General features: G+C 47.9%; 16 protein-coding genes and 2 pseudogenes. 6 read left to right on the top strand and 12 right to left on the bottom strand.

The window, feature by feature from the left end; genetic code table 11:
* Nucleotides 1–122 precede the first annotated feature (122 nt).
* Nucleotides 123–998 carry a LysR family transcriptional regulator gene (locus tag CW267_RS21285; RefSeq protein WP_100781009.1) on the top strand — a complete coding sequence of 292 codons (876 nt, stop codon included), beginning with the start codon at nucleotides 123–125 and terminating at the stop codon, nucleotides 996–998.
* Between the two features lie 159 nt (nucleotides 999–1,157).
* On the opposite strand, the gene leuE is transcribed toward CW267_RS21285, so the two are convergent.
* The 4 genes from leuE to CW267_RS21265 form a co-directional block, all read right to left on the bottom strand.
* Complete coding sequence (gene leuE / locus CW267_RS21280; protein ID WP_016161082.1) at nucleotides 1,158–1,802, bottom strand: leucine efflux protein LeuE; 645 nt, start codon at nucleotides 1,800–1,802, stop codon at nucleotides 1,158–1,160.
* Between the two features lie 207 nt (nucleotides 1,803–2,009).
* Entirely contained in the window at nucleotides 2,010–3,008 is a 999-nt protein-coding gene (locus CW267_RS21275) for a DUF6896 domain-containing protein (protein ID WP_100781008.1), read from the bottom strand.
* 256 nt (nucleotides 3,009–3,264) lie between these two features.
* The gene (locus tag CW267_RS21270; protein WP_012541665.1) at nucleotides 3,265–3,756 is read right to left on the bottom strand and encodes a DMT family transporter; all 492 of its coding nucleotides are present in this window, start codon (nucleotides 3,754–3,756) and stop codon (nucleotides 3,265–3,267) included.
* A 9-nt stretch (nucleotides 3,757–3,765) separates the two neighbouring features.
* The gene (locus CW267_RS21265; protein WP_004151877.1) at nucleotides 3,766–4,200 is read right to left on the bottom strand and encodes a DMT family transporter; all 435 of its coding nucleotides are present in this window, start codon (nucleotides 4,198–4,200) and stop codon (nucleotides 3,766–3,768) included.
* Nucleotides 4,201–4,299: 99 nt separating this feature from the next.
* Here CW267_RS21265 and CW267_RS21260 point away from each other — a divergent pair, with 99 nt between their 5' ends.
* The 3 genes from CW267_RS21260 to CW267_RS21250 all read left to right on the top strand — a co-directional run bounded on the left by CW267_RS21260 (nucleotide 4,300) and on the right by CW267_RS21250 (nucleotide 6,945).
* Nucleotides 4,300–5,235, top strand: a complete 936-nt coding sequence (locus tag CW267_RS21260) for a LysR family transcriptional regulator (protein ID WP_022065950.1) — start codon at nucleotides 4,300–4,302, stop codon at nucleotides 5,233–5,235.
* Between the two features lie 252 nt (nucleotides 5,236–5,487).
* Nucleotides 5,488–5,844, top strand: a complete 357-nt coding sequence (locus CW267_RS21255; protein ID WP_165787458.1) for an ASCH domain-containing protein — start codon at nucleotides 5,488–5,490, stop codon at nucleotides 5,842–5,844.
* A 201-nt stretch (nucleotides 5,845–6,045) separates the two neighbouring features.
* Nucleotides 6,046–6,945 (top strand): hypothetical protein, encoded by a 900-nt coding sequence (locus CW267_RS21250; protein WP_100781007.1) that lies wholly within the window; start codon nucleotides 6,046–6,048, stop codon nucleotides 6,943–6,945.
* Between the two features lie 461 nt (nucleotides 6,946–7,406).
* Here the strand turns inward: CW267_RS21250 and CW267_RS21240 are convergent, their stop codons facing one another.
* Nucleotides 7,407–8,180, bottom strand: coding sequence for an AraC family transcriptional regulator (locus tag CW267_RS21240; RefSeq protein WP_044614290.1), 774 nt, complete (start codon nucleotides 8,178–8,180; stop codon nucleotides 7,407–7,409).
* A gap of 119 nt (nucleotides 8,181–8,299) precedes the next feature.
* Here CW267_RS21240 and CW267_RS21235 point away from each other — a divergent pair, with 119 nt between their 5' ends.
* Nucleotides 8,300–9,025 carry a type 1 glutamine amidotransferase gene (locus CW267_RS21235; protein ID WP_084441169.1) on the top strand — a complete coding sequence of 242 codons (726 nt, stop codon included), beginning with the start codon at nucleotides 8,300–8,302 and terminating at the stop codon, nucleotides 9,023–9,025.
* 408 nt (nucleotides 9,026–9,433) lie between these two features.
* On the opposite strand, the gene CW267_RS21230 is transcribed toward CW267_RS21235, so the two are convergent.
* From CW267_RS21230 to CW267_RS21210, 4 genes and pseudogenes are all read right to left on the bottom strand, one after another.
* Nucleotides 9,434–14,545 (bottom strand): hypothetical protein, encoded by a 5,112-nt coding sequence (locus CW267_RS21230; RefSeq protein ID WP_077139241.1) that lies wholly within the window; start codon nucleotides 14,543–14,545, stop codon nucleotides 9,434–9,436.
* A gap of 1 nt (nucleotide 14,546) precedes the next feature.
* Nucleotides 14,547–14,874 (bottom strand): annotated as a pseudogene (locus CW267_RS31730) (protein kinase); the annotation flags it as partial.
* Between the two features lie 265 nt (nucleotides 14,875–15,139).
* Complete coding sequence (locus CW267_RS21215) at nucleotides 15,140–15,364, bottom strand: hypothetical protein (protein ID WP_004199962.1); 225 nt, start codon at nucleotides 15,362–15,364, stop codon at nucleotides 15,140–15,142.
* A gap of 203 nt (nucleotides 15,365–15,567) precedes the next feature.
* Nucleotides 15,568–16,335, bottom strand: a complete 768-nt coding sequence (locus tag CW267_RS21210) for an AraC family transcriptional regulator (protein ID WP_023340185.1) — start codon at nucleotides 16,333–16,335, stop codon at nucleotides 15,568–15,570.
* Between the two features lie 109 nt (nucleotides 16,336–16,444).
* Here CW267_RS21210 and CW267_RS21205 point away from each other — a divergent pair, with 109 nt between their 5' ends.
* Nucleotides 16,445–17,236, top strand: coding sequence for a sulfite exporter TauE/SafE family protein (locus tag CW267_RS21205; RefSeq protein WP_032735664.1), 792 nt, complete (start codon nucleotides 16,445–16,447; stop codon nucleotides 17,234–17,236).
* A gap of 87 nt (nucleotides 17,237–17,323) precedes the next feature.
* Here CW267_RS21205 and puuE read toward each other — a convergent pair whose 3' ends face one another.
* The 3 genes and pseudogenes from puuE to CW267_RS21190 form a co-directional block, all read right to left on the bottom strand.
* Nucleotides 17,324–18,256: an allantoinase PuuE gene (gene puuE, locus CW267_RS21200; protein WP_012968158.1), complete on the bottom strand. Its 933-nt coding sequence runs from the start codon at nucleotides 18,254–18,256 to the stop codon at nucleotides 17,324–17,326.
* Nucleotides 18,144–19,012, bottom strand: a pseudogene (locus CW267_RS21195) (aspartate/glutamate racemase family protein); the annotation flags it as partial. The gene puuE and the pseudogene CW267_RS21195, both read right to left, overlap by 113 nt.
* A partial coding sequence (locus CW267_RS21190) for a GntR family transcriptional regulator (protein ID WP_101148654.1) occupies nucleotides 19,012–19,541 on the bottom strand: 530 nt, incomplete at its 5' end. The gene CW267_RS21190 and the pseudogene CW267_RS21195, both read right to left, overlap by 1 nt.

The raw sequence follows: 19,541 nt of genomic DNA, 5'->3' as shown, positions 1-19,541 counted from the left end.
CCGTTAATGTGTAAAGCCGTCGGACAACGTCCTGCACGATCCTCAGCACACTGTATTTAACGCCGATCGCACTGTAAAATTAATGATATAGAAAAGAACTATTAGCTGAGCTACTGATAATCATGATGAATCTTTTACACTGGCGCCTGCTGGTAGCCGTGGCGGATGCCGGCAATATCTCACGTGCTGCCGAGGAGATAGGCATGACCCAGTCCGGCGCCAGCCAGGCCATTGCCCAGCTGGAGGCTTCTCTGGGCTTTCCGGTATTTACCCGTGAGCGACGATACATCGGGATTACCGCCCTGGGTGAGCAGGTGGTGGAACATGCCAGAAACATGCTTTCGCAGCTGAACGTTATCCGCGAACTGGCTGATCGGGGCCGGAACGTCACCCGCGGGCGCATTCGGCTGGCCAGTTTTCCCTCCGTGACGTCTACCTTGTTGCCCGGCCTGCTGCGCGACGTTAAGCGCCTGCATCCGGGTATTGACGTTGTTGTGCTGGAAGGCTCTGACGAAGAAGTCGAAGCGTGGCTTGCCGCAGACACCGTTGAACTTGGGGTGGTCATGAATCCCGTTCCCGGACGTGCAGAGGTGGTACTAGGACAGGATGCATGGGTCGCGGTCCTGCCCGCCAGCCATCGGTTGGCACAGCATGCGAAAGCTGATGGCATAACGCTAAAGGTGCTGGCGGACCAGCCCTTTGTTCTGGCGACGGGCGGCTGTGTCGTGAATGGCAAAAGCCTGATGGAAAAGGCCGGGTTGCAACTCTCTGATATCCGCGTGACGGTTCGCGACTGGATAAGCGCCTGTAAACTGGTCGGTGAAGAGATGGGCGTCGCGCTGGTACCGGAATCCGCCCTGCCGGAGACCTTGCGCAACCTGTGCGTGGTGCCAGTGACGCCGGCTATTCATCGTGAATTTGGGCTGGTTTGTTCGCCATCCGGAACGTCTTCTGATGCCACACAGGCGCTGCTTAATGCGCTACGTAAACGAAGATGAGCGCTCCAGAGTGAATCATCTTATCGCCATGTTAAACGGCTATTTCTGACAAAGCGTGGCCCCTCTGAAGCGCCGTGAGGTCCGCTTTGAGCGAAGAGCGGCCGTCCCATCCAGCGTAAGAACGTAAAAAAACCGCCGTGAGGCGGTTTAGCTTTCTCGTTAGGAGGTTGCGCTTGCGAGTCGCGCTGCAAATCCAATGAAGAACATACCTACCAGCGCGTTTCCAATGGTTGATAATCTACGGTTGCCTTTCAAACGGCTTAGCAGATAAGAGCCGCAGAAAACGAGGAAACCGAAATAAACGAGAGTAATCGCGAACATTACTGCTGCAAGGATGATAAACGCCATCCAGGAATGTTCAGCCTGAACATTGATGAACTGGGCGAAGAAAGAGATATAGAACAGCAGCGTCTTTGGATTCAGTAGAGTAACAAGCATTCCACGCCCGATGATCCCCTTAGCATCAGCTGAAGATTTCTTTTCCTGACTCGTTTCGACAGTTGGCTTAAAGATAGCGCGTATCGTCTGGACACCGAGATAGAAAAGATAGGCAGCACCTGCGTATTTAATGGCGTTAAACAAGGCTGGAATTGAGCTTATGACTGCGGCAAGCCCACACCATGCCAGCAGAACCAGAAGTACGTCACTCATGAGAATGGAAAATATTGCAGCAAAGCCTCGTTTGATCCCGCTCGTAATGCTTGTTTTAATCACGAACATGGTCTCAGGGCCAGGAGCAAGAACTATCAGTGTCGCACCAAGCAGATACGTCCCGAAATTCACGATACCAAAATCAGCAAACATTTTTACTCCAGTTCTCTCGTTTTCATCGAGGCTATTATAACGTAACCAGCGTTAATGAAAACACATCATGGCTGCTTTCTATCTATTCAGCCAATGTCCGCTCCTGGCACGAATCGGACGCTATGAAAAATCATCAAGCTCGATTAAGAAGAGAAGAAGACATTGTTTTTAGGTAAGATGAACGGCTCAACTCATTAGCATGTATATTTAATATCTCAAAGCAACTTTCTTAGGGCGTGTTACCTTTTTCTTTATCATATTGCTCTCTCCTTTACGCTCATTAATAACATAATGCACTTCGCAAAAAATTCTATACTGCGAAAAGAAATGTGAAAGTGCTATATGTAATTCACCTGCCCATGGAAGACGCTCAACTTCCTTATCAAAAAAATGATGTATAAAGCCAGTACTTTCTCTAAGATGAAAAACATTATTTCTAAATATCCTGAGTGAGTTCGAATGTTCTTTCATCAACTTTCCGATGTCATCTGAAATTGGTAATAATTCTTTAAATTCTCTAGGGCGTTCATTATCGAGTAAGAGTCGCATGTTTAAGCTTTTAAATCCTTCGTAGACCACACTTAAAAAACCTAACCATGTAGAAAGATAAATTCCCATATCAAATTTTTCTCTCTCACTCAAATGGCCATTCTTTGTCATTTTTTTGTTGAGCTTATTGTAATTTTTAAACATAAGATCAGCCGTTTCGAAATAATGAATTTGTAATGTTAATACGCGGTCGTGATTGCGACATGGGAGCCTGTCCTCAGGGAAGCGGCAATCTGTATCTATAGCGTAAGTATGTGGGACATTAGCAAAATAATAAAGATCATGATCTGGAAAAATCAGTTCTCCATCATCTAGGGCCTTTTTTAAATGATCAGAGACATCATCAAAATTTCTGAATCCGTAATCCATTAGATTTTCCCCTGCAAAGTTGGTCAACCACCAAGAATTAAACCCTCCTACCTCACCTCGCCCCCCAAAATCAAAATCTACGCTCCCGGAGTTTAGATCTACCCTGCATCCAGCCCCATGTTTATAATATTTGACACCACCATCCAGCTCACCAACATTGGGTATATCAGATTCAATCCACTCATAGCAACTTGATGGCATTTTAATTCCAGACCGATGCATTAGCTTTAAAGCCACCTGGACATTATCTTGAAAGTCAACAATCAAGCGATAAAGATTATTATTCATACCACAAGCTCACTTCAAATTATTGAGAAATGGATGCAATACTTCACTCTGAACCAAAAACGCTATTAAGGATAATATCCCTTTTCCCGATAAATTAACACTGGCTATGCTCTTGATATCCGCTTCTGGCACAGAGCGGACAAGCTAACTGAGCCAAAGTTCAGTCATGAGCGAGGTGCGGAAATTTGAGTGTTGCCCGCCCCGGACATCTGAACTTAGCTTTGGCATTACAGTGTAACATCTGAACTGGCTGGGCTTATGTGTTAGCGTTCTCCTGCTGCCGGGGAGTTTTCGCCGTTGCGGCTTTTGACTTACTGCTGGAGTAAATGAAGAACAGCGCGATACCCAGGCAGATAATGGCGCCGATTCGGCTCATCGAGAATGGAATCGACGCATTGCCCAGCCAGCCGAAGTTATCGATCAGCATGCTCATGGTTAACTGGCCAAAAATGACAGCGACCGTAGCAACTGCCGCGCCAATACGCTGGACGGCCAGTACCATAATGACGATATACGGTACGCCAAACATTGCGCCCAGCAGCTGCCATTTAGGCACGTCCATCAACGTCAGGGAGTGTTTGGGTTCGAAGAAGAAGATCAGCAGCCCCGTCACCAGGGCGCCGACAGAAAATGTCAGGAACGCGCTTTTAAATACGCCGACCTTGCTGCCCAGCTGGCCATTGATAGCCGCCTGGATACTCAGCATGGCGCCACCGGCAACGGCGAGCAGAATCATGATAATAGTCATAATGTTACTTTACCCCTGTGCAACCATAACCAGCGCTGCAATGATGAAAATCAGCGCAATGATACGCTTACTGTCAATTTTCCGGCGCGACGTACCGAGCAGACCGAAGTGATCAATAATCAGGCTCTTGAACACCTGGCCTGCCAGGATGCCGATCATAGTCATGGCGATGCCAATTGCCGGCGTTACCACGGTCAGGATGATGACGTAAATCGGCCCAAGCACGCCGCCAAGTAGCTGCCACGCTGGTTGCGCAAAGAATGACGGGCTGTTACGCGGGCTGAAAAAAAGCATCAGCAGGAAGGTCAGCGCCGCGCCCACGCCAAATATGCTGAAGGTAGCCCAGAGGTCACCGACCTCCCCACCCAGTGGTCCGAGCAATCCTGCCTCTATGGACAGTCCCATGCCTCCGGCAATGACGATAAAAATCAATATTAGTTGCATAGCAATCTGTCTCCCAAAGTCCAGGCGGAGAAGATTACGACTTAACATGGATGAGAAAAATGCCATAATGAGATAAACACCTGTGCAGGATATGCATTAATGAATGGCCTTGGGAACATCAGTATTCGCGCCCTGCTGATTTTTATAGACGTTTATGAAACGCAGAATTTCTCTGTGGTGGCCCGGCGGGAAGGGATATCGGCCTCTCAGGTATCACGCGTCATCCATCAGATGGAGGATGTGCTCGGGCAGCAGCTTTTTTACCGCAATACCCGGGCTATAATCCCGACGGAAAGCGGCCATCTTTTTATCCGCTATGCGCGAGCGATGACTGGCAGCATGGAAGAGGCGCGGCGGGAACTCAATGAGAGAACGCTTGAACCTTCCGGAATGGTCCGCATAAACGCACCGGTGTTCTTTGGACAGCGCCATGTCGCACCCGCGTTACCCGGCCTGACGGAGCGATATCCGAAGCTTAGTATTGAGCTTACGCTGACGGATGATTACATCGATCCGCACCGGGAGCCGGCTGACGTGATTTTCCGGATTGGCGTGCTGACGGATTCCGCCTTTCATGCGCGCGTGTTTGGCCAGCAGTTCTATCATCTTGCCGCGTCACCGGATTATATCCGCCGGCACGGCATGCTGGGATCACCCGAAGAGCTCGCGCGGCATAAATGCCTGGTCTATCGCGGTTCATCAGGACCAAACCAATGGCTGCTGCGCAGGCGCGGAGAGGAATGGGTGCACTATCCCGTCTCGCCCCTGATGTCATCGAATAATGCGGAAACCCTGCTGATTGCCGCACTCGGGGGGATGGGGATTGTGCTGTTTCCTGACTGGCTGATTGGAGACCGGCTGAAGAGCGGCGAGCTGGTCGGACTGCTGCCGGAACTGGATACATCCATAAAAACGGAGCCACAGCACATCGCGGCAATCTATCCGAATGCCCGCCACCCTCCGCTGAACGTGCGGGCGATTATCGATTACTACCTGGACGCGTTCGGTTCACCGCTTTACTGGCAGTCTGAATAAGACAGGCGACTTTATGGCTCGTCTCGAAGTTAACTTCCGTTTCTGGCGCAGAGCACACGCGTTAAATGCGCTTAAGGTCTGTTTTGAGCGAAGAACGGACCACACTATCTAAAGAAAGATATCGCTGATAATGTTGGGACCGCTCATGTTAAAAAAGGTATGCCATTTCTTTTCATTGACGATAACGAAGGGATTTTCATGGTTGAGGTTGAGGAAATAAAAAAGAAGTATCCCGGCGCAGACGCCTGGCAAATGGGTGACAGTCCGGAGCTGGCTAACGAGCTTGCGGAACTGATCAAAAAAGGGATCAAAACGGCCTCTTGCGGATCTTTTGCCTCTTACCAGCAGGAAGAATCTGCCCCGAGAATTGGGAGTTATCACATTATTCTTGATGGCCAGAATGTTCCAGTTTGCGTGATCAGACTGATTTCGATGCAGCTGGTTCGTTTTTGTGATGTCACAGAAGCGTTCGCCCGCAAAGAAGGTGAAGGCGATTTAAGCCTTGAATACTGGAAGAGAGAGCATCAGAGATTTTTCAGCTCTGAAGGTCATTTTTCTGAAGATATGGAGTTGATCGCAGAAGAATTTGAAGTGGTTGAAGTGCTGTGAGACAAGGTCAACGGGTTGACGTTTTATCACTGACCACTGATAACACTGTTCGCTTCTGGCGCGGAGCGGACAAGCTGTCGAGCTAAAGGTCCGCATTGAGCAAGGAGCGGAAGTGCCAGCTATAATTGGTAATAAAATGAGAGTAGAACTATTCTGATTTGTTTAAAAAAACATTTTTACGTCCAAGGGCAAAATATTTTTATGCTATCTTACATGCTATCTCAATATGCCAGGCTACCTGTGCCTGAAGTTACTCTACGTTCATGGTTAAAACAATGGTTGTCAGAGCAGGAATCGAGGTGTACAGACAGAAGTTTCTCGGCGCGATTTCCCTGGAGAGAAACTGGATTATGTCAGGAATATTTTTTACAACGAAAACTAAAAATTGATGGAAAGCAATTTCTTACTGGCCCCCGTTATCAGGGCGGAAATATTAACAAACCTTTTATTGATATTGTAGGTATGGATTCTGACCTAAATCATACTGCATTAGAACTCATTAGTAAGGAATGGTCACAACTCAGAGCTCAGTATGTCCGCATTCTTGTGCCAGGCCAGTCCTTCCCGCAGGGTATTCCCGACCAGTATATATATGCCACGTCTTTTTCTGAACCCCCTGAATTCAATGATAAATCTCTTACTTTGCAAGTGGCGACATACGAAGATTTTGACTGGTGTTGTCAGGCTCTGGGCGATGCCTATAAGCATACATGGCAGACAGTTCGCGAACTGTCTGCAAGCAATTTGGTAGCAGTTGATGACGAAGAGTTGTGTGACCATATTTCTGAGAGAGAAGTATATATTATCTATGAAAACGATGTTCGCGCCGGGTTGCTAATATGCCAGAAAGGAAACCTCGCTTTTCTGAGAGGATATCGTATTACTGACAAAGTAATACTTCCTGCTTTTCGCGGTCGATCATTGTCAGCCCGAGCGCAACGCCTACTGTACCGATTATTAACTCATTCCGATTCGGGACTATCTTTGTATATGGGCACAATTATTCCGGAGAATATCCCCTCGATGAAAACTGCAGAAAGAGCGGGACGAACTTGCATCCTAAGTTATCAATTTCTACCCATCTGCAGAACCCACGATTAACATCAACGCTAATTTATCTTCAGCCTACTTCCGCTTTTGGCTCACAGGGGACGTCCAAGGCCCGGGCGTACTCCCCTGGACGCATTAATGGGCAGGATGTGATTGTTGCGCAGGCTATCATATGGCCTGAGGTACAGCAGAATCAGGCTTCGTAGCAATGAGTCGGCTCACAGCGTCCGGAATCCACCCGGTGCCGTAAATCACCGTAAGGTCTGTCATAAGGTAATTTCATCACGCATCGCGACACCTTTTTTCTTCATGCAGGCCTTCTCTTTCACGGTTTGTCAGAACTGTGGACCGCAGTAATCTCCACTCCGTGCTTTAATCAATGAGAGTGTGTCGGGTGCAAATTAAACTACCTTTCTCAACAGCAAAGGCGGGATACCCCTACCCTCGCAGGGTTTCTGCGTCTGGTAATATGCCCATGACAGTCTCAAAGACCGCTTTGAGGGTTTCCCGGTTTAAGGCACAAAATCGCGTGGCGTTGACCCCAGAATGCAGCGAAAAGCAGCGGTAAATGCCGCCGGGCATGAGAAACCAAGCTGGTAAGCGACCTGTTTGATTGGAACGTCGTTCGCGAGAAGATCCAACGAAGCGCAAATTCTGGCTCTCTGCTTCCATGTTCTAAAACTAAAGCCTGTATCCTTCATAAACAAGCGGGAAAAGGTCCGTTCCGACATGGCCGACATAAAAGCCAGCTCGCTCAGCGATGCCTCCCAGCGCTGATTGACCAGTAGCGATCTGGCCGCGCTAAATAATCGCTCATCATTCGGCATGGGAAGCGCCATCGTTAAAGGTGGAGCCTCGCTGAGAATTTCCAGAAGCAACAAAGCTATCTTCCGTTGACTCGGTCTGGCGTAGTCCTCACTGAACAGCCCAGCGATAAGTTCTTTGACTAACGGCGTAGCCGTGATCACATGTACCTGCTGACTCTTCGTAAAGCTCGTACATTCTGCAATAAGGCTACTGCTGAAATAGATCGCCCTGAGATCGGTTTGTGAAAGCAGATGATAACTATGGATATGCAAAGGCGGTAGCCATAATGCCCGCTGAGGAGGGATCACCCAACGGTCACTCTCTGTTTGCACCAGCATAACCCCTCTGGTGGCGAAGAGTAGCTGCCCCTCAACATGATGATGGGGAGGATCTACCTCGCCGCGTTGATAGCTTATCGCAGTACTGGACCAGCCTGTGGCTTCATCATGTCTTGGCGCTTTATCTATACTACCTGGCATTTCAGATTTAGCCCCTGCCATTATCATATCGAAACTGGAACCACCCGGAGTAGAGCCTTAGGCAATGGGTGCGTGACTTATCATTCTGATCATCAAAGATATTACAGGAGCTTAACCTCATGCGTGTACACTTTATCGTACATGAAAGTTTTGAAGCCCCGGGCGCATATGAAACCTGGGCAATAAACCAGGGTCATGATGTAACTTACTCACGCGTCTATGCGGGCGATCGGCTACCTGATGACGCCGTAGGCATCGATTTTCTTATCGTTATGGGCGGTCCGCAAGATCCGAACACCACGCTTGAAGCATGCCCGCACTTTAATGCTAAAGCGGAACAGACGCTGATTGCTTCCGCGGTTAAAACCGGTAAGGCGGTGATCGGTATCTGCCTGGGTTCACAGCTAATCGGTGAAGCGCTGGGCGCGCCCTTCTCTCATAGCCCGGAAAAAGAGATTGGTAAATTCCCGATCACATTGACCGAAGACGGCAGGAAGGATGAGATGTTCTCTCACTTTGGGGAAACACTGGCAGTGGGTCACTGGCATAACGACATGCCAGGTTTGACGCCAGAGGCCAAAATTATTGCTTACAGCGAAGGCTGTCCGCGGCAGATCGTTGCCTATTCAGACCGCGTCTTTGGTTTCCAGTGCCACATGGAGCTCACATTGGACGTTGTAGAACGGTTGATCGCTCATTCTGAGAAAGACCTGAGCCGTGCAGCAGAATATCGTTTCGTTGACACGCCTGAAGCGCTCCGGGCGCACGATTACAGTGAAATGAATCAAGTACTTTTTGGCTTTTTGGATAGGCTGGAAGCACGTTACAAAGCAGCGCAAGCATAATGTCATGCTCGGTGAGCTTGCCATCGGGTCCGCTCCTAGCACAGAGCGGACAAGCTACCTGAGTTGAAGGTCCGCTATGAGCGAGGAGCGGACATTGCTAACAGCGTTCTAGGTGAACCCGCGAGGCACAGATTACGCAATGCCGGTTGGCCTACCATCAAACCGAAGGTCAGAATTTCGCTCATCACCTTAATCTCGATACAGTTTGGTGGTTATTGAGATACCATTGGGCATTGATGTGATGGACTAGCCTCTTTTCCAGTGCAAATCCATCAAAGCTCAATGAACCTATCTGTCTGAGCATACTGAACTTTTGATCTAGTCATTGACTAATAAAAGATCGAAGAATCGCTTCTTTATACTCAGCTGAGCCATCACCATTTTTTAAAAAATTGTCACTGTTACCCTCTAGGCTGAAATCTTTCGAGAACGAATCAATTCTTCACGTAAGTAATAAGCTCTAGCAGAGCCAGTTTCTACAATTCCTGTTAAGAGAAGCAGGCATATATCGTACATTTTTCTATTGAGAGTTCCGCGATTTTCTATCTGCAAAAATCTTCCAACAACCATTTCTATATAAAATGCTGTATTGACTTGCTTCCCGATAATATGTCGATTGGCACTATAATGCTCAGCTAAAATCAGAATGCCTTCTTCGAAGAATACGTTGTAGAAGTTATAAATCAATGAAGACAAGGCTTCAAACACATGGCTATTATGTGCAGATCGCCTAGCAAAATCGAGCAAATATTTAGCACCTCGCTTCATATCTTTCTCTTCATTCTCATGTCCTTGCCAAGGGCAATCCGCATACATCATTCCACGCAGGAGCTGATTTAGGTCATTCTGTAAACCGATATAACGATCATTAACATCATTCAAAGCTATCTTGTGTGCTTCTGGTGCTAACAGGCACCAAAGTGCCCATATAGCATCATAATCACCTTCTTTTTCTACAGCGACATGATAGGAGAGTGTTAAAGAATAAATGAAGCCGGGAGCTTTAGTACACCCTAACACCAATAGATCTTTAAAGGGCATGAAGTTATTTTTTCTTGAAGAAACAACATGTTCAGAGAGACAGTCTTGAATCTGCTTTTTAATTTCATGATTTATTTTTTCATCATCACTCGAACGATGGTTTTGATACTCCGTATCAAATACAAAACTCATTAACCTATTGACCAACTGAATTTGTATCTCATCCTTAGTACAGTAAGGAACCATTAGCATTGGTAAATGAATAAACCACGAACAGTGGCTTTCCAAAGATATATCGTTAACTGAAAGCTTAAACTTTCCCTCAATCAAGTCGTTACGAAAAGTTGTTAAAAGATCATTCCATTTTTCGAGTGCGGCTTGCAATTCAGCACCTTGTAAATGATAAAACCTACGTACCTCACTATCTTCCCTTCGTAATCTGGCATACTCAACTATTCCACCTATACAACGGGATGCTAATTCAGCGTCTCTAGACCAAAGAAACTCTCTTACTCCCTTAGCAGCACAAGCACTAACGTTCAGGTTCTCATGCGTTAATGCTGTAGCTAACGCAAACTTCAAATATTCTATTTGTTCTGAATCTAGATCTAAATCAAATAACTTAGGTAAGACAAATGCGCATGCTCCAGAGCCATAATAATCAGTCTTATCATGTGCAGCTGTCCCATTCATATTGTCTGCGTGCATGAATATTGATTCTAGGATGATTTCTAAGCACCACTTTTTATCTTCATAGCTCAATTCTAAAAGAACATCACGAACACAAACCGCTGCAACAGTTGTGATTGTGCCAACCGCCATATCAGCAAAGTTGTGTACTTCACCTTTTTGGAGGGCGCTGAGCAATCCCTTAGTAGCTATTAATGCATCCTGATATGAAGAGAAGTATTTTTCTTCTAGTAATTGCTCATCGAATAGTTTTTTACCCCATAAGTTTAAACTAGTTACGGTGTTATCCATTGCGTGCTTTTCATTAAATTCTTGTTGATCCAGCTTTAAATCTTCCGGAAGCTCTGATGAGCTTTGAAACAATACTCTGTCATTTTCTTTGTCTTCAACTACTTTCCAAGTCCTTGTATCGACTCTGTGCACCATATACCGAAGGCTTTTTTCATTACTTGCAGTAGCTTCATTTTTCAGTTCATCAACAATTTTTAAAATATCATCCCTTAACTCATTTACGAACTGAAGCCTTGTTAATAAGGTTTCTAATGACTCTTTTCTCCATGGTCGAAGTGCTGCTTCTCTTCTCTCTTCTAGGTATATTTTCGACAATGCATCCCTATTAAGACCAAAGAAATGCATCTCATTTCCACCCATTTCTTGTGTCATTCGAATCAAATCTAAATGGTATAAATCAGCAGTTTTAAGCAAAGGAAAGGCTGCTTTACCTACTTTATTAGGGAAGCCTGTGGCCACAGAAGATAAAACAGATGTAGGCATTACTGAATTACTAGAGCGAAGAACATAATCAAAAATCCAATCTATTTCATTATTCTTACCACAATTTTCAACGTACTCAACTAACCAGTTCTCCAATGCCATAAGAGCACTCTGTAATAAGTAGGGCAACGTAGACTTTCCTCTATATCCCTTCCAGAGGTGGGGAGATGCATACTGTTTAACTACTGTGCCATCATTCAAGGTTATATCGACTTGTTTAGCTACTGTTTCGAAGGCGTAAATAGTGTCTTCTTCATTGTCTTGAGTTTTAGAAAAATCCGATTCTGAGTATTTTTGTGCTGTCAAATTGCACAATCTAATAATGAAATCCAAGCCTAGCCTTGGCTTGAATTGAAGAAGATATTTGAAAGGGCCTTTGGCACCGCTTGCAGGGAAAAAATCTCGTTCTGTATCTAGCCCAAATGATTCCTCTACGTCTACTCGATATGACCCGTAGCCATAATCGTTCTCTTCGGATTCTTCCAACAGCCACTCATGCATTGAAAGTTTAACTACGAAGTCAGGATAAAACTTACACAACATAGGAACATTGAAGCCTATAAGTGCCAAACTACTCAGTTCATCAACATAACTTAATCGTCTAGGCTTTATCTTTGAGGTGAAAACGTCCTGTTTCATCAATTCATCAAAATCATCTTTAATAGCCGTTGAAACTTTTAATAAAGCATTTAATATTTTTTTTCTTTGCCCCTCACCACGATATGAATCTTTAACCTTTTCAAGGAGCCATAAACTTAAAAAACCAACCTTTTCAGACGCTTTTGGCAACTCATCATGTATATTAATGAGACCAGTCCATTCATCTATTAATTCAATAACTTGAGTGCGCACAGGACTACTCAAATTATCTCTTTCCTCATAAATAAAATGGAATAGTGCTTCCCAACCTTCTCCATATGGTTTCAGGAAAAGGGATTTGAGCAATCCCGATTTTTTATCTTTTATCAATAGTCCGTTGTGTAGAGAGATTGGTCTTTGACACGTTATTCTGAGAATAAAACAAAACCGTGTCAAAAGAGCACAATCATCTTTAAGAAGTTGGCGCTTGAGTGAATTAAGAAATATCCCGGGAGAGTCATGCTGCATGATTGCAGAAATTGCCTCGTCCTTCCAATAACTCTCTATCTCGTCCGAAGATAATAAACCTTCTACGAATTCATTAGTTGTATCATCAAATTTTAGCTTCCTATACAGCCATAACCTGAATGCCCTACTTATCGCAGGTTCATTTCCTATATTTAACAAAAAGCTTGCAACATTATGAGAATTATCAAAATGCTCTCTATCGATGAACTCCTCTAAAGCCCAATCTTCCAAAACATCATGCATAGGACTTACACAAGATGATTTTTGATCTCTGTAGATCAAATTGTCTTCTTCCAACTTTGCGATTACTTCCGGGTCAAAACCGCTTGCTCTGACACCAAAAAGCATCTTTTTAGCTCTCTCTATTGCTATTTTAATAAAGGTTGCTCTTCTTCTATCTGGCATCCCTGACTTTCTATCAGCTTCTTTTGCAACGACAGTCCGCCACACTGTATCCCTAAAGTCTTCTTCAGTATCTCCAATCCCAAATTGAGCGCCATTTTTTATAGCTCTTACAGCAATCTCAATAAAAAATGGTATTCTTAGTAGTTCTACTAATGAGTTATTAGATACTAAAGATTTTAGCTCTGGAATATGCTCGCAAACTTGCTCGACTTGACTATCTTCAAGCCCTTCAATATTCATGCTGCTAAAATTTATAGAGCAAGGCTGTAGGAAATTAAATAACAATTGTTGATAAGCATAGTCCCGGCCAGTTGCAATGATAGTCCAACCAGACTGTTTTCTAATGTATTGCAATAACTCAACAAAAGTATTTGGATAATTTAGCTCTAAAACTTTTTCTAGGGACTCTATTACGAGTACTTTTTCGTGAAGCAATGAGAAATGACTTTCAATTTCTCCCAAAGAAGATGTAATTCCCATGGAAGTGAAAACTTCATTTAAGTTACTTTTATCTAAATCTTCAGCTCTTAAGTAGAAGACTGGAATATCTAAATTTTTTGTTGTGATAAAATCTTTAACAACGCCTGACTTTCCAGCCCCTCTTGCACCGGTAACAAATACAAACTCACTATCTCTGTAGCAGTTAGATAGTGCTGCTAGTTGTTCTGTCCTATCAACATGGAGTCCATTTATAGTTGTAGAAATACCTTCAAAAATATGCTGACTGCGCTCATAAAGCTTTATCAAGTCATTCTCGAAATATAAGTGGCTTGATTTATTAAATAATCCTTTAACGTCTTCTGGTATATTATTTTGAGTTAAAACCCCCGCATTCTGGTTGAAACTTTGAACGCAGGAAACAAGTCTAGCTAAGACTAGAGAAGGTAATACGTCTGAGTAACACTGAATCAATGAGCAAAGTAAGTTTGCTACGATTGAATGTTCTGCATCTAAGTCAAAAGGTAAAATCTGAAACGATTTTAAGAAAGACCACAATTCTTCTTCTGAGATAGCTACCCCGTTATTCGCATGAGTAAGCTGATCTCTAAATATCCCTAATCTTTCGAGCTTTGCTTCACTGGTAAATCCTTGGGTTTGAGATTTCTTTATAAAATCTTCTGAGTTCGATGAAAACTTAGCCCATTCAAGTAACGGCAAAGTATTATTTATGTCAGTTTTTGGTAAATTACCTGTTATTAACGCGATAGAATCTCTTTCTGACTTAAAGCCCACACTTTTAAAGTCCGCCCAAGCACTATTTATAACTTCTGCAAATACTGAGTTTGATGAGCCACTAATAGTTATTTCATGTTTAATCTGAGCAAAGATCTTACTTTCATTATTTGAGTTGTCTGTGGCAGTCAATACAAAATCATCAGTATTTACACCATCATATTTGTTCTGGAATTTTAACTCTTTAGCCCTCATGTAGTTACTCAAACAAGGAACACAAGATTTAGTCAATAAGGATAGTGCGAAAGCTGCTTGAACTCTTGTTTCAAAATTAACTCCCCCACCGCCAGTAGAAAACGGGTTACTTTGTTTTTTTATTTCTAGACTCATTTTATATTCTCCCTGAAGGTGGAATTTCTTTATCAAAAGGCCGGTGTGTCTGCGCGGTTTCAGTATTATAAGGCAGCTCAGCCCTTTGAGTAGAGGTTTTATCCACACTAGCTATCTGTATGCCTTTCTGCCGCACATGAAAGGCGATTTGCTGCCAGCGGCGTAGCCATTGTTCTTCCTTTCCCTTGTAGGCCTCTAGCTCGGCCTTGAGGCGATCTACCTCCACCTGAAGCTTTTCGGGCCTCTTTGTTCGTCTGTTCTTTGATTTTCACCAGTCCGCCCGACAGTGCTCGTTTGGTGTTGTCATAAGCGCTTTTGATCTCAGATTGCGGATGATGTGGCTGCAGGAAGGCTTGTTGTTGCGTTTCCACAGTACAAACTTAAGGCTGAGCCAGGATACGATTTAGTCTACCGTTCAGTATTTAAAATAAGCATTCTAAGACAATGGCTCTCTGAAGAATTGAGCTCTCTGAAAGATTGAATGACAGTCTAAAAAGGTCCGCTCCTGGCACAGAGCGGACATTCCCTTTGCCGACGTGAAAACCGCTATTGTCTGACCTCATTCTGGTTAGCCAGATCTTCTATCCCGTCCCTCTATCTCAGTAAAACCTGAATCAACTGCACGACGATATACACTCCCGCTACCACCTGTATGATCCGAAACCCCCATCTCAGATAGCGCCATTGATGGCGTTCGCTGGCATCAGCGGCTTCAATGGCGGGATCATAACGTTTTCTTTTCCTGGTTCTGAATGTATCGAATCCCCACAGGATGAGAAGAAAGATGATGATGATTTTTTCAACGATAAGATGGTTCACAAAGAGAGACTCCGGTCTTCTCACGGTTACAGGCAGAATAGATAAACCGCCTGGATGTAGCCACCACTAAATGCAGGGGTACCTGAAGACGCAAGCCAGGCATTCCCGGATTGTCTGTCTTATGACTACGTTAGCGCATAGCAACGCCATAAAAGCGACATTCATTTCCGACACATGCTGCCGGAGTCCCCTTCCCCGACGCATCAGGCTGGGTGATAAAACGATGGCGGCTGCCCGGTCACGCGGCGGAACATGGTGGCGAAAGAGGACGCATTATCGTATCCAAGAGATAATGCCACTTCGTTCACCGGTTTCCCTGCTATCAACCATGCCAGGGCGCTCACCACGCAGGCTCGCTGACGCCAGGCGGAAAATGACAGGCCCAGTTGCTTCAGGAAATGCCGGCGAAAGGTGCTCTGGCTCATAAACAGCGCCCTGGCCCAGCGTGCCGCAGGATCATGGATAGAGGGGTTAAGCAAAAAAGCCTGACAAAGCGCCAGCAGCGCCGGATGCTGCGGAAACGGAATGTCAAATTCGCGGACCGGCATGGCGGCCAGTTCCAGCAACATCAACTGTATCAGCGTGCGATCGCGTGGGCTGTCGTACAACGGTGGTAAATCCACAGCCTCAAGCAGTAGCTGGCGCAACAGCGGCGAGACGCTGATCACTTCGCAACGACGGTGTTTAATGAAAGCGGCCACATAATCTGGCTCAATATATAAGCTACGCGTGGTCACCCCCACAAATCTGACGGCGTGCACAGTTTCAGGAGGGATCCAGACAGCATGTTGCGGAGGAACCACCCATTCTCCATCCTGAGTGGTGACATACATCAGTCCGGTCGCGCCATACAGCAGCTGTGCGCGACGATGCTGGTGCGGTGGCAGAATATACCCTTGCGCATAGTCATTCCCTAACGCCACCACTTCGCGATCGAGCCGATCGACCTCGTCAATTTTTACGTTGCGCACACCTGCCCCCCTCTGACCGATTTACAAAGGTAATTGAGCGCTACGCAAATGGGAAGCCGTACGCGACCGGTATAAGCTGCTCGCTCATTTTCAGGGCGGGGATATTCTCTTGAATGATATCGTTATTATTGCGCTGGCAGGCTTTACGACCGGCATTACCACCGTGCTGTTCGGCTTCGGAGGGGGCTTTGTGGTGGTGCCCTTTGTCTATCAACTGATGCTTCGGCAGCCGGAACTCGCGGGAAACGCCATGCATGTCGCGGTGGCTACCTCAACGGCGGTGATGATATTTAACGCCGGCTGGGTCAGCTATCGAAACTGGCGGGCGGGCAAGCTTGCCGCGCAGACGCTGTTTCCGTTGTTATGGTTTATTGCCATTGGGGCGGTGGTCGGCTCCTGTCTGGCGGGGATATTGAGCGAGAAGATCGTTCGCGCGCTGTTTATTCTCTATATGCTGGCAACCATCAGCGATTGTTTGTTGCGCAAAGGTTTTTTCAGGGGCAGCGCTCGGCGTCGGCTGTCCCTGCCAGTAGTCACTGGCGGCGGTATGGTTATCGGTATGATTGCCGCATTGCTGGGCGTGGGCGGCAGCGTCATGACGGTGCCCCTGCTACGGCGACACGGGTATGAGATGCAGGAGTGCGTTAGCGCATCCAACCCGCTTTCTTTGCCCGTGGCGCTATGCGGGGCTGTGACCTATGCCGTCATTGGCTGGCACAGCATTCCGCTGAGCGGATTTGTTGGGTTTATCAGCCTGAAAATTTTAGGCCTGCTCGTCCTGACCGGCTGGGCCGGGATAGTGTTTAGCCGCCGGGCAATCCCTGCGGTATCTGATGTATGGTATGCACGCATCTATGTGCTGCTGCTGTGCCTGGTACTCCTCGCCATGCTCATTCAATAATCAAAATACATCCTGGTGAACCGGTTCAACAGACGCGACCGGGCGGTACCCTCTCCCTGTGGAGAGGGCCAGATGAGTGGCAGCAAGCTACCCGCGATACGGATGGGTTTCGCGCCAGTGGTCGGCAATTTGCTGCCGGGTGCAGACCCACACCTTGTCGTGCTGCTGGATATAGTCAAGGAAACGCTGCAGCGCGCGGAAACGGCCCGGACGCCCAAGCAGTCGGCAGTGCATCCCCACGGACATCATCTTCGGCGCGGTTTCACCCTCGGCGTACAGCACGTCAAAGCTGTCTTTCAGATAGGTATAAAACTGCTCCGCGGTGTTGAACCCCTGGGCGGTGGCGAAGCGCATGTCGTTGGCGTCGAGGGTATAAGGCACGATCAGGTGTGGCCGCTGGCTGCCGTCGCTGCAGGCCACTTCGCTCCAGAAAGGTAAATCATCGCCGTAATAATCGCTGTCGTAGTCAAAGCCGCCGTGCTCCACCACCAGCTGGCGGGTGTTAGGGCTGTCGCGGCCGGTATACCAGCCGGTGGGCGGTTTGCCGAACAGGTCGGTCAGCACCTGCACCGCTTTTTGCAGATGCGCGCGCTCCTCGGCAATATCCATGTGCTGATAGTGGATCCAGCGCCAGCCGTGGCTGACCACATCGTAATCCGCAGCCTTGATCGCCGCCACAATCTCCGGGTGCCGCGCCAGCGCCATCGCCACGCCGAAGACCGTCAACGGCAGCCCGCGCTGGCTGAACTCACGATGGATGCGCCAGAACCCGGCCCGGCTGCCGTACTCATAGAGTGAATCCATCGACATATGGCGTGCCGGGTAGCTGGCGGCGCCGATAATATCGGACAGGAACTGTTCCGACCCCGCATCGCCATGCAGGACGTGATTCTCAGCGCCTTCCTCGTAGTTGAGGACGAACTGCACCGCGATCCGCGCCCCGCCCGGCCAGCGCGCGTGCGGTGGCTGCCCTGCATAACCTCGCAGATCGCGAGGATAGTGCTCCTGGTTCTCTACCATCTCCTGCCCCTTTTAAAATGGATTTAACGACTGAAACTGTCCGCTTAACGCTTTTTTCTCCGGGAACGCTAAGTCCCCGTGCTTGCTGGTCGCCAGGCCCAGCGCGACCAGTGACTCCACCATCTTCACCGCCGCGCTGACGCCATCGATCACCGGCACCCGCAGCTCGTGGGTCAGCTCCTGCGCCAGGGTCGCCATCCCGCCGCAGCCAAGGACAATCGCCCCGCTACCATCCTCTTTCAGCGCGCGAATGCAGCGCTCACGCACTTTCTCCTGCGCCAGGCCGCTGCCGTCTTCCAGCGCCAGCACCGGCAAATCAATGGCGTGCAGCGCCGCGCAATGTTGATGAAATCCGTACTGGTGCAGCAAATGACGGGCGATGATCAGCGTGCGCGGCAGCGTGGTCACAATGGAGAAACGAGTGGCGACCATCGTCGCCATATGCATCGCGGCTTCCGCAATGCCGATCACCGGCCCCTGGGCCAGCTCCCGCGCCGCCAGCAGCCCCGGGTCGCCGAAGCAGGCGATCACATGCCCATCCACCCCCTGCTCGCGTCCGGCCTTGATCTGCTCCAGCACGCCGACCGCGGCGATAGCTTCGTCAAAGTGGCCCTCAATTGACGGCACCCCGGCACGGGGACAGACCGCAAGGATCTCGGTACCCGGCGCAGCGACCGCACGCGCGGCGGCGCCTATCGTTTCAGTCATCGCCAGGCTGGTATTAGGGTTGATCACTTGTATACATATGGCAGACATCACGGCTCCTTGTGGCCGGCGAACAGCCGGGAAAAATCGGGCAGGCTGACGCCATCGCGCTCGAAGCACAGACTGGCGACAATATGATCAAAATGGTGCATCAGCGCCTCGCTGAGCGGCTGCAGGGCTTTATCCCGTAGCAAACCCACCAGCTGCTGGTGATCGTCGCAACGGCAGCCCTGTCGCCAGGGAGCGCCCCAGGCGGCAATCACTAAAGAGGAGCGCTGGCTGAGGCGGGTCACCATCTCGGTGAGCACCGGGTTGCCGGAGATAGCCTGCAGCTGAATATGAAAGTCAGCGGAGTGGCGGATCGCCGCCGGGCCGTCGTGCGCCTCATGGGCCTGCTGTTCACGCTGAATAATGTTCTCCAGCGCCGCCAGATGCGGCGGCTGGCAGCGCGCGATCACATCCGGCAGATTAGCGACCTCAAGCAGCGCCCGGGTACGAAAGATCGCCTGGGACTCTTCCACGCTCGGGCTGGTGACGTGTGCACCACGTTTGGGCGTTAAGGTGACCAGTTGCACAGCGG

Origin of the sequence: Klebsiella sp. X1-16S-Nf21 (assembly GCF_002837615.1) — a bacterium.
In the GTDB taxonomy this organism is placed as follows: Bacteria; Pseudomonadota; Gammaproteobacteria; order Enterobacterales; family Enterobacteriaceae; genus Klebsiella; species Klebsiella variicola.
This window is presented reverse-complemented; position numbering and strand designations above follow the sequence as displayed.

Bases quoted from the DNA above. Each gene is read 5' to 3' on its own strand.
- CW267_RS21275 (WP_100781008.1), bottom strand. From the start codon at position 3,008: ATGAATAATAATCTTTATCGCTTGATTGTTGACTTTCAAGATAATGTC.
- CW267_RS21250 (WP_100781007.1), top strand. From the start codon at position 6,046: ATGCTATCTTACATGCTATCTCAATATGCCAGGCTACCTGTGCCTGAA.
- puuE (WP_012968158.1), bottom strand. From the start codon at position 18,256: ATGGTAGAGAACCAGGAGCACTATCCTCGCGATCTGCGAGGTTATGCA.
- CW267_RS21270 (WP_012541665.1), bottom strand. From the start codon at position 3,756: ATGACTATTATCATGATTCTGCTCGCCGTTGCCGGTGGCGCCATGCTG.
- CW267_RS21285 (WP_100781009.1), top strand. From the start codon at position 123: ATGATGAATCTTTTACACTGGCGCCTGCTGGTAGCCGTGGCGGATGCC.
- CW267_RS21230 (WP_077139241.1), bottom strand. From the start codon at position 14,545: ATGAGTCTAGAAATAAAAAAACAAAGTAACCCGTTTTCTACTGGCGGT.
- CW267_RS21255 (WP_165787458.1), top strand. From the start codon at position 5,488: ATGGGTGACAGTCCGGAGCTGGCTAACGAGCTTGCGGAACTGATCAAA.
- CW267_RS21265 (WP_004151877.1), bottom strand. From the start codon at position 4,200: ATGCAACTAATATTGATTTTTATCGTCATTGCCGGAGGCATGGGACTG.
- CW267_RS21235 (WP_084441169.1), top strand. From the start codon at position 8,300: ATGCGTGTACACTTTATCGTACATGAAAGTTTTGAAGCCCCGGGCGCA.
- CW267_RS21260 (WP_022065950.1), top strand. From the start codon at position 4,300: ATGAATGGCCTTGGGAACATCAGTATTCGCGCCCTGCTGATTTTTATA.
- leuE (WP_016161082.1), bottom strand. From the start codon at position 1,802: ATGTTTGCTGATTTTGGTATCGTGAATTTCGGGACGTATCTGCTTGGT.
- CW267_RS21240 (WP_044614290.1), bottom strand. From the start codon at position 8,180: ATGCCAGGTAGTATAGATAAAGCGCCAAGACATGATGAAGCCACAGGC.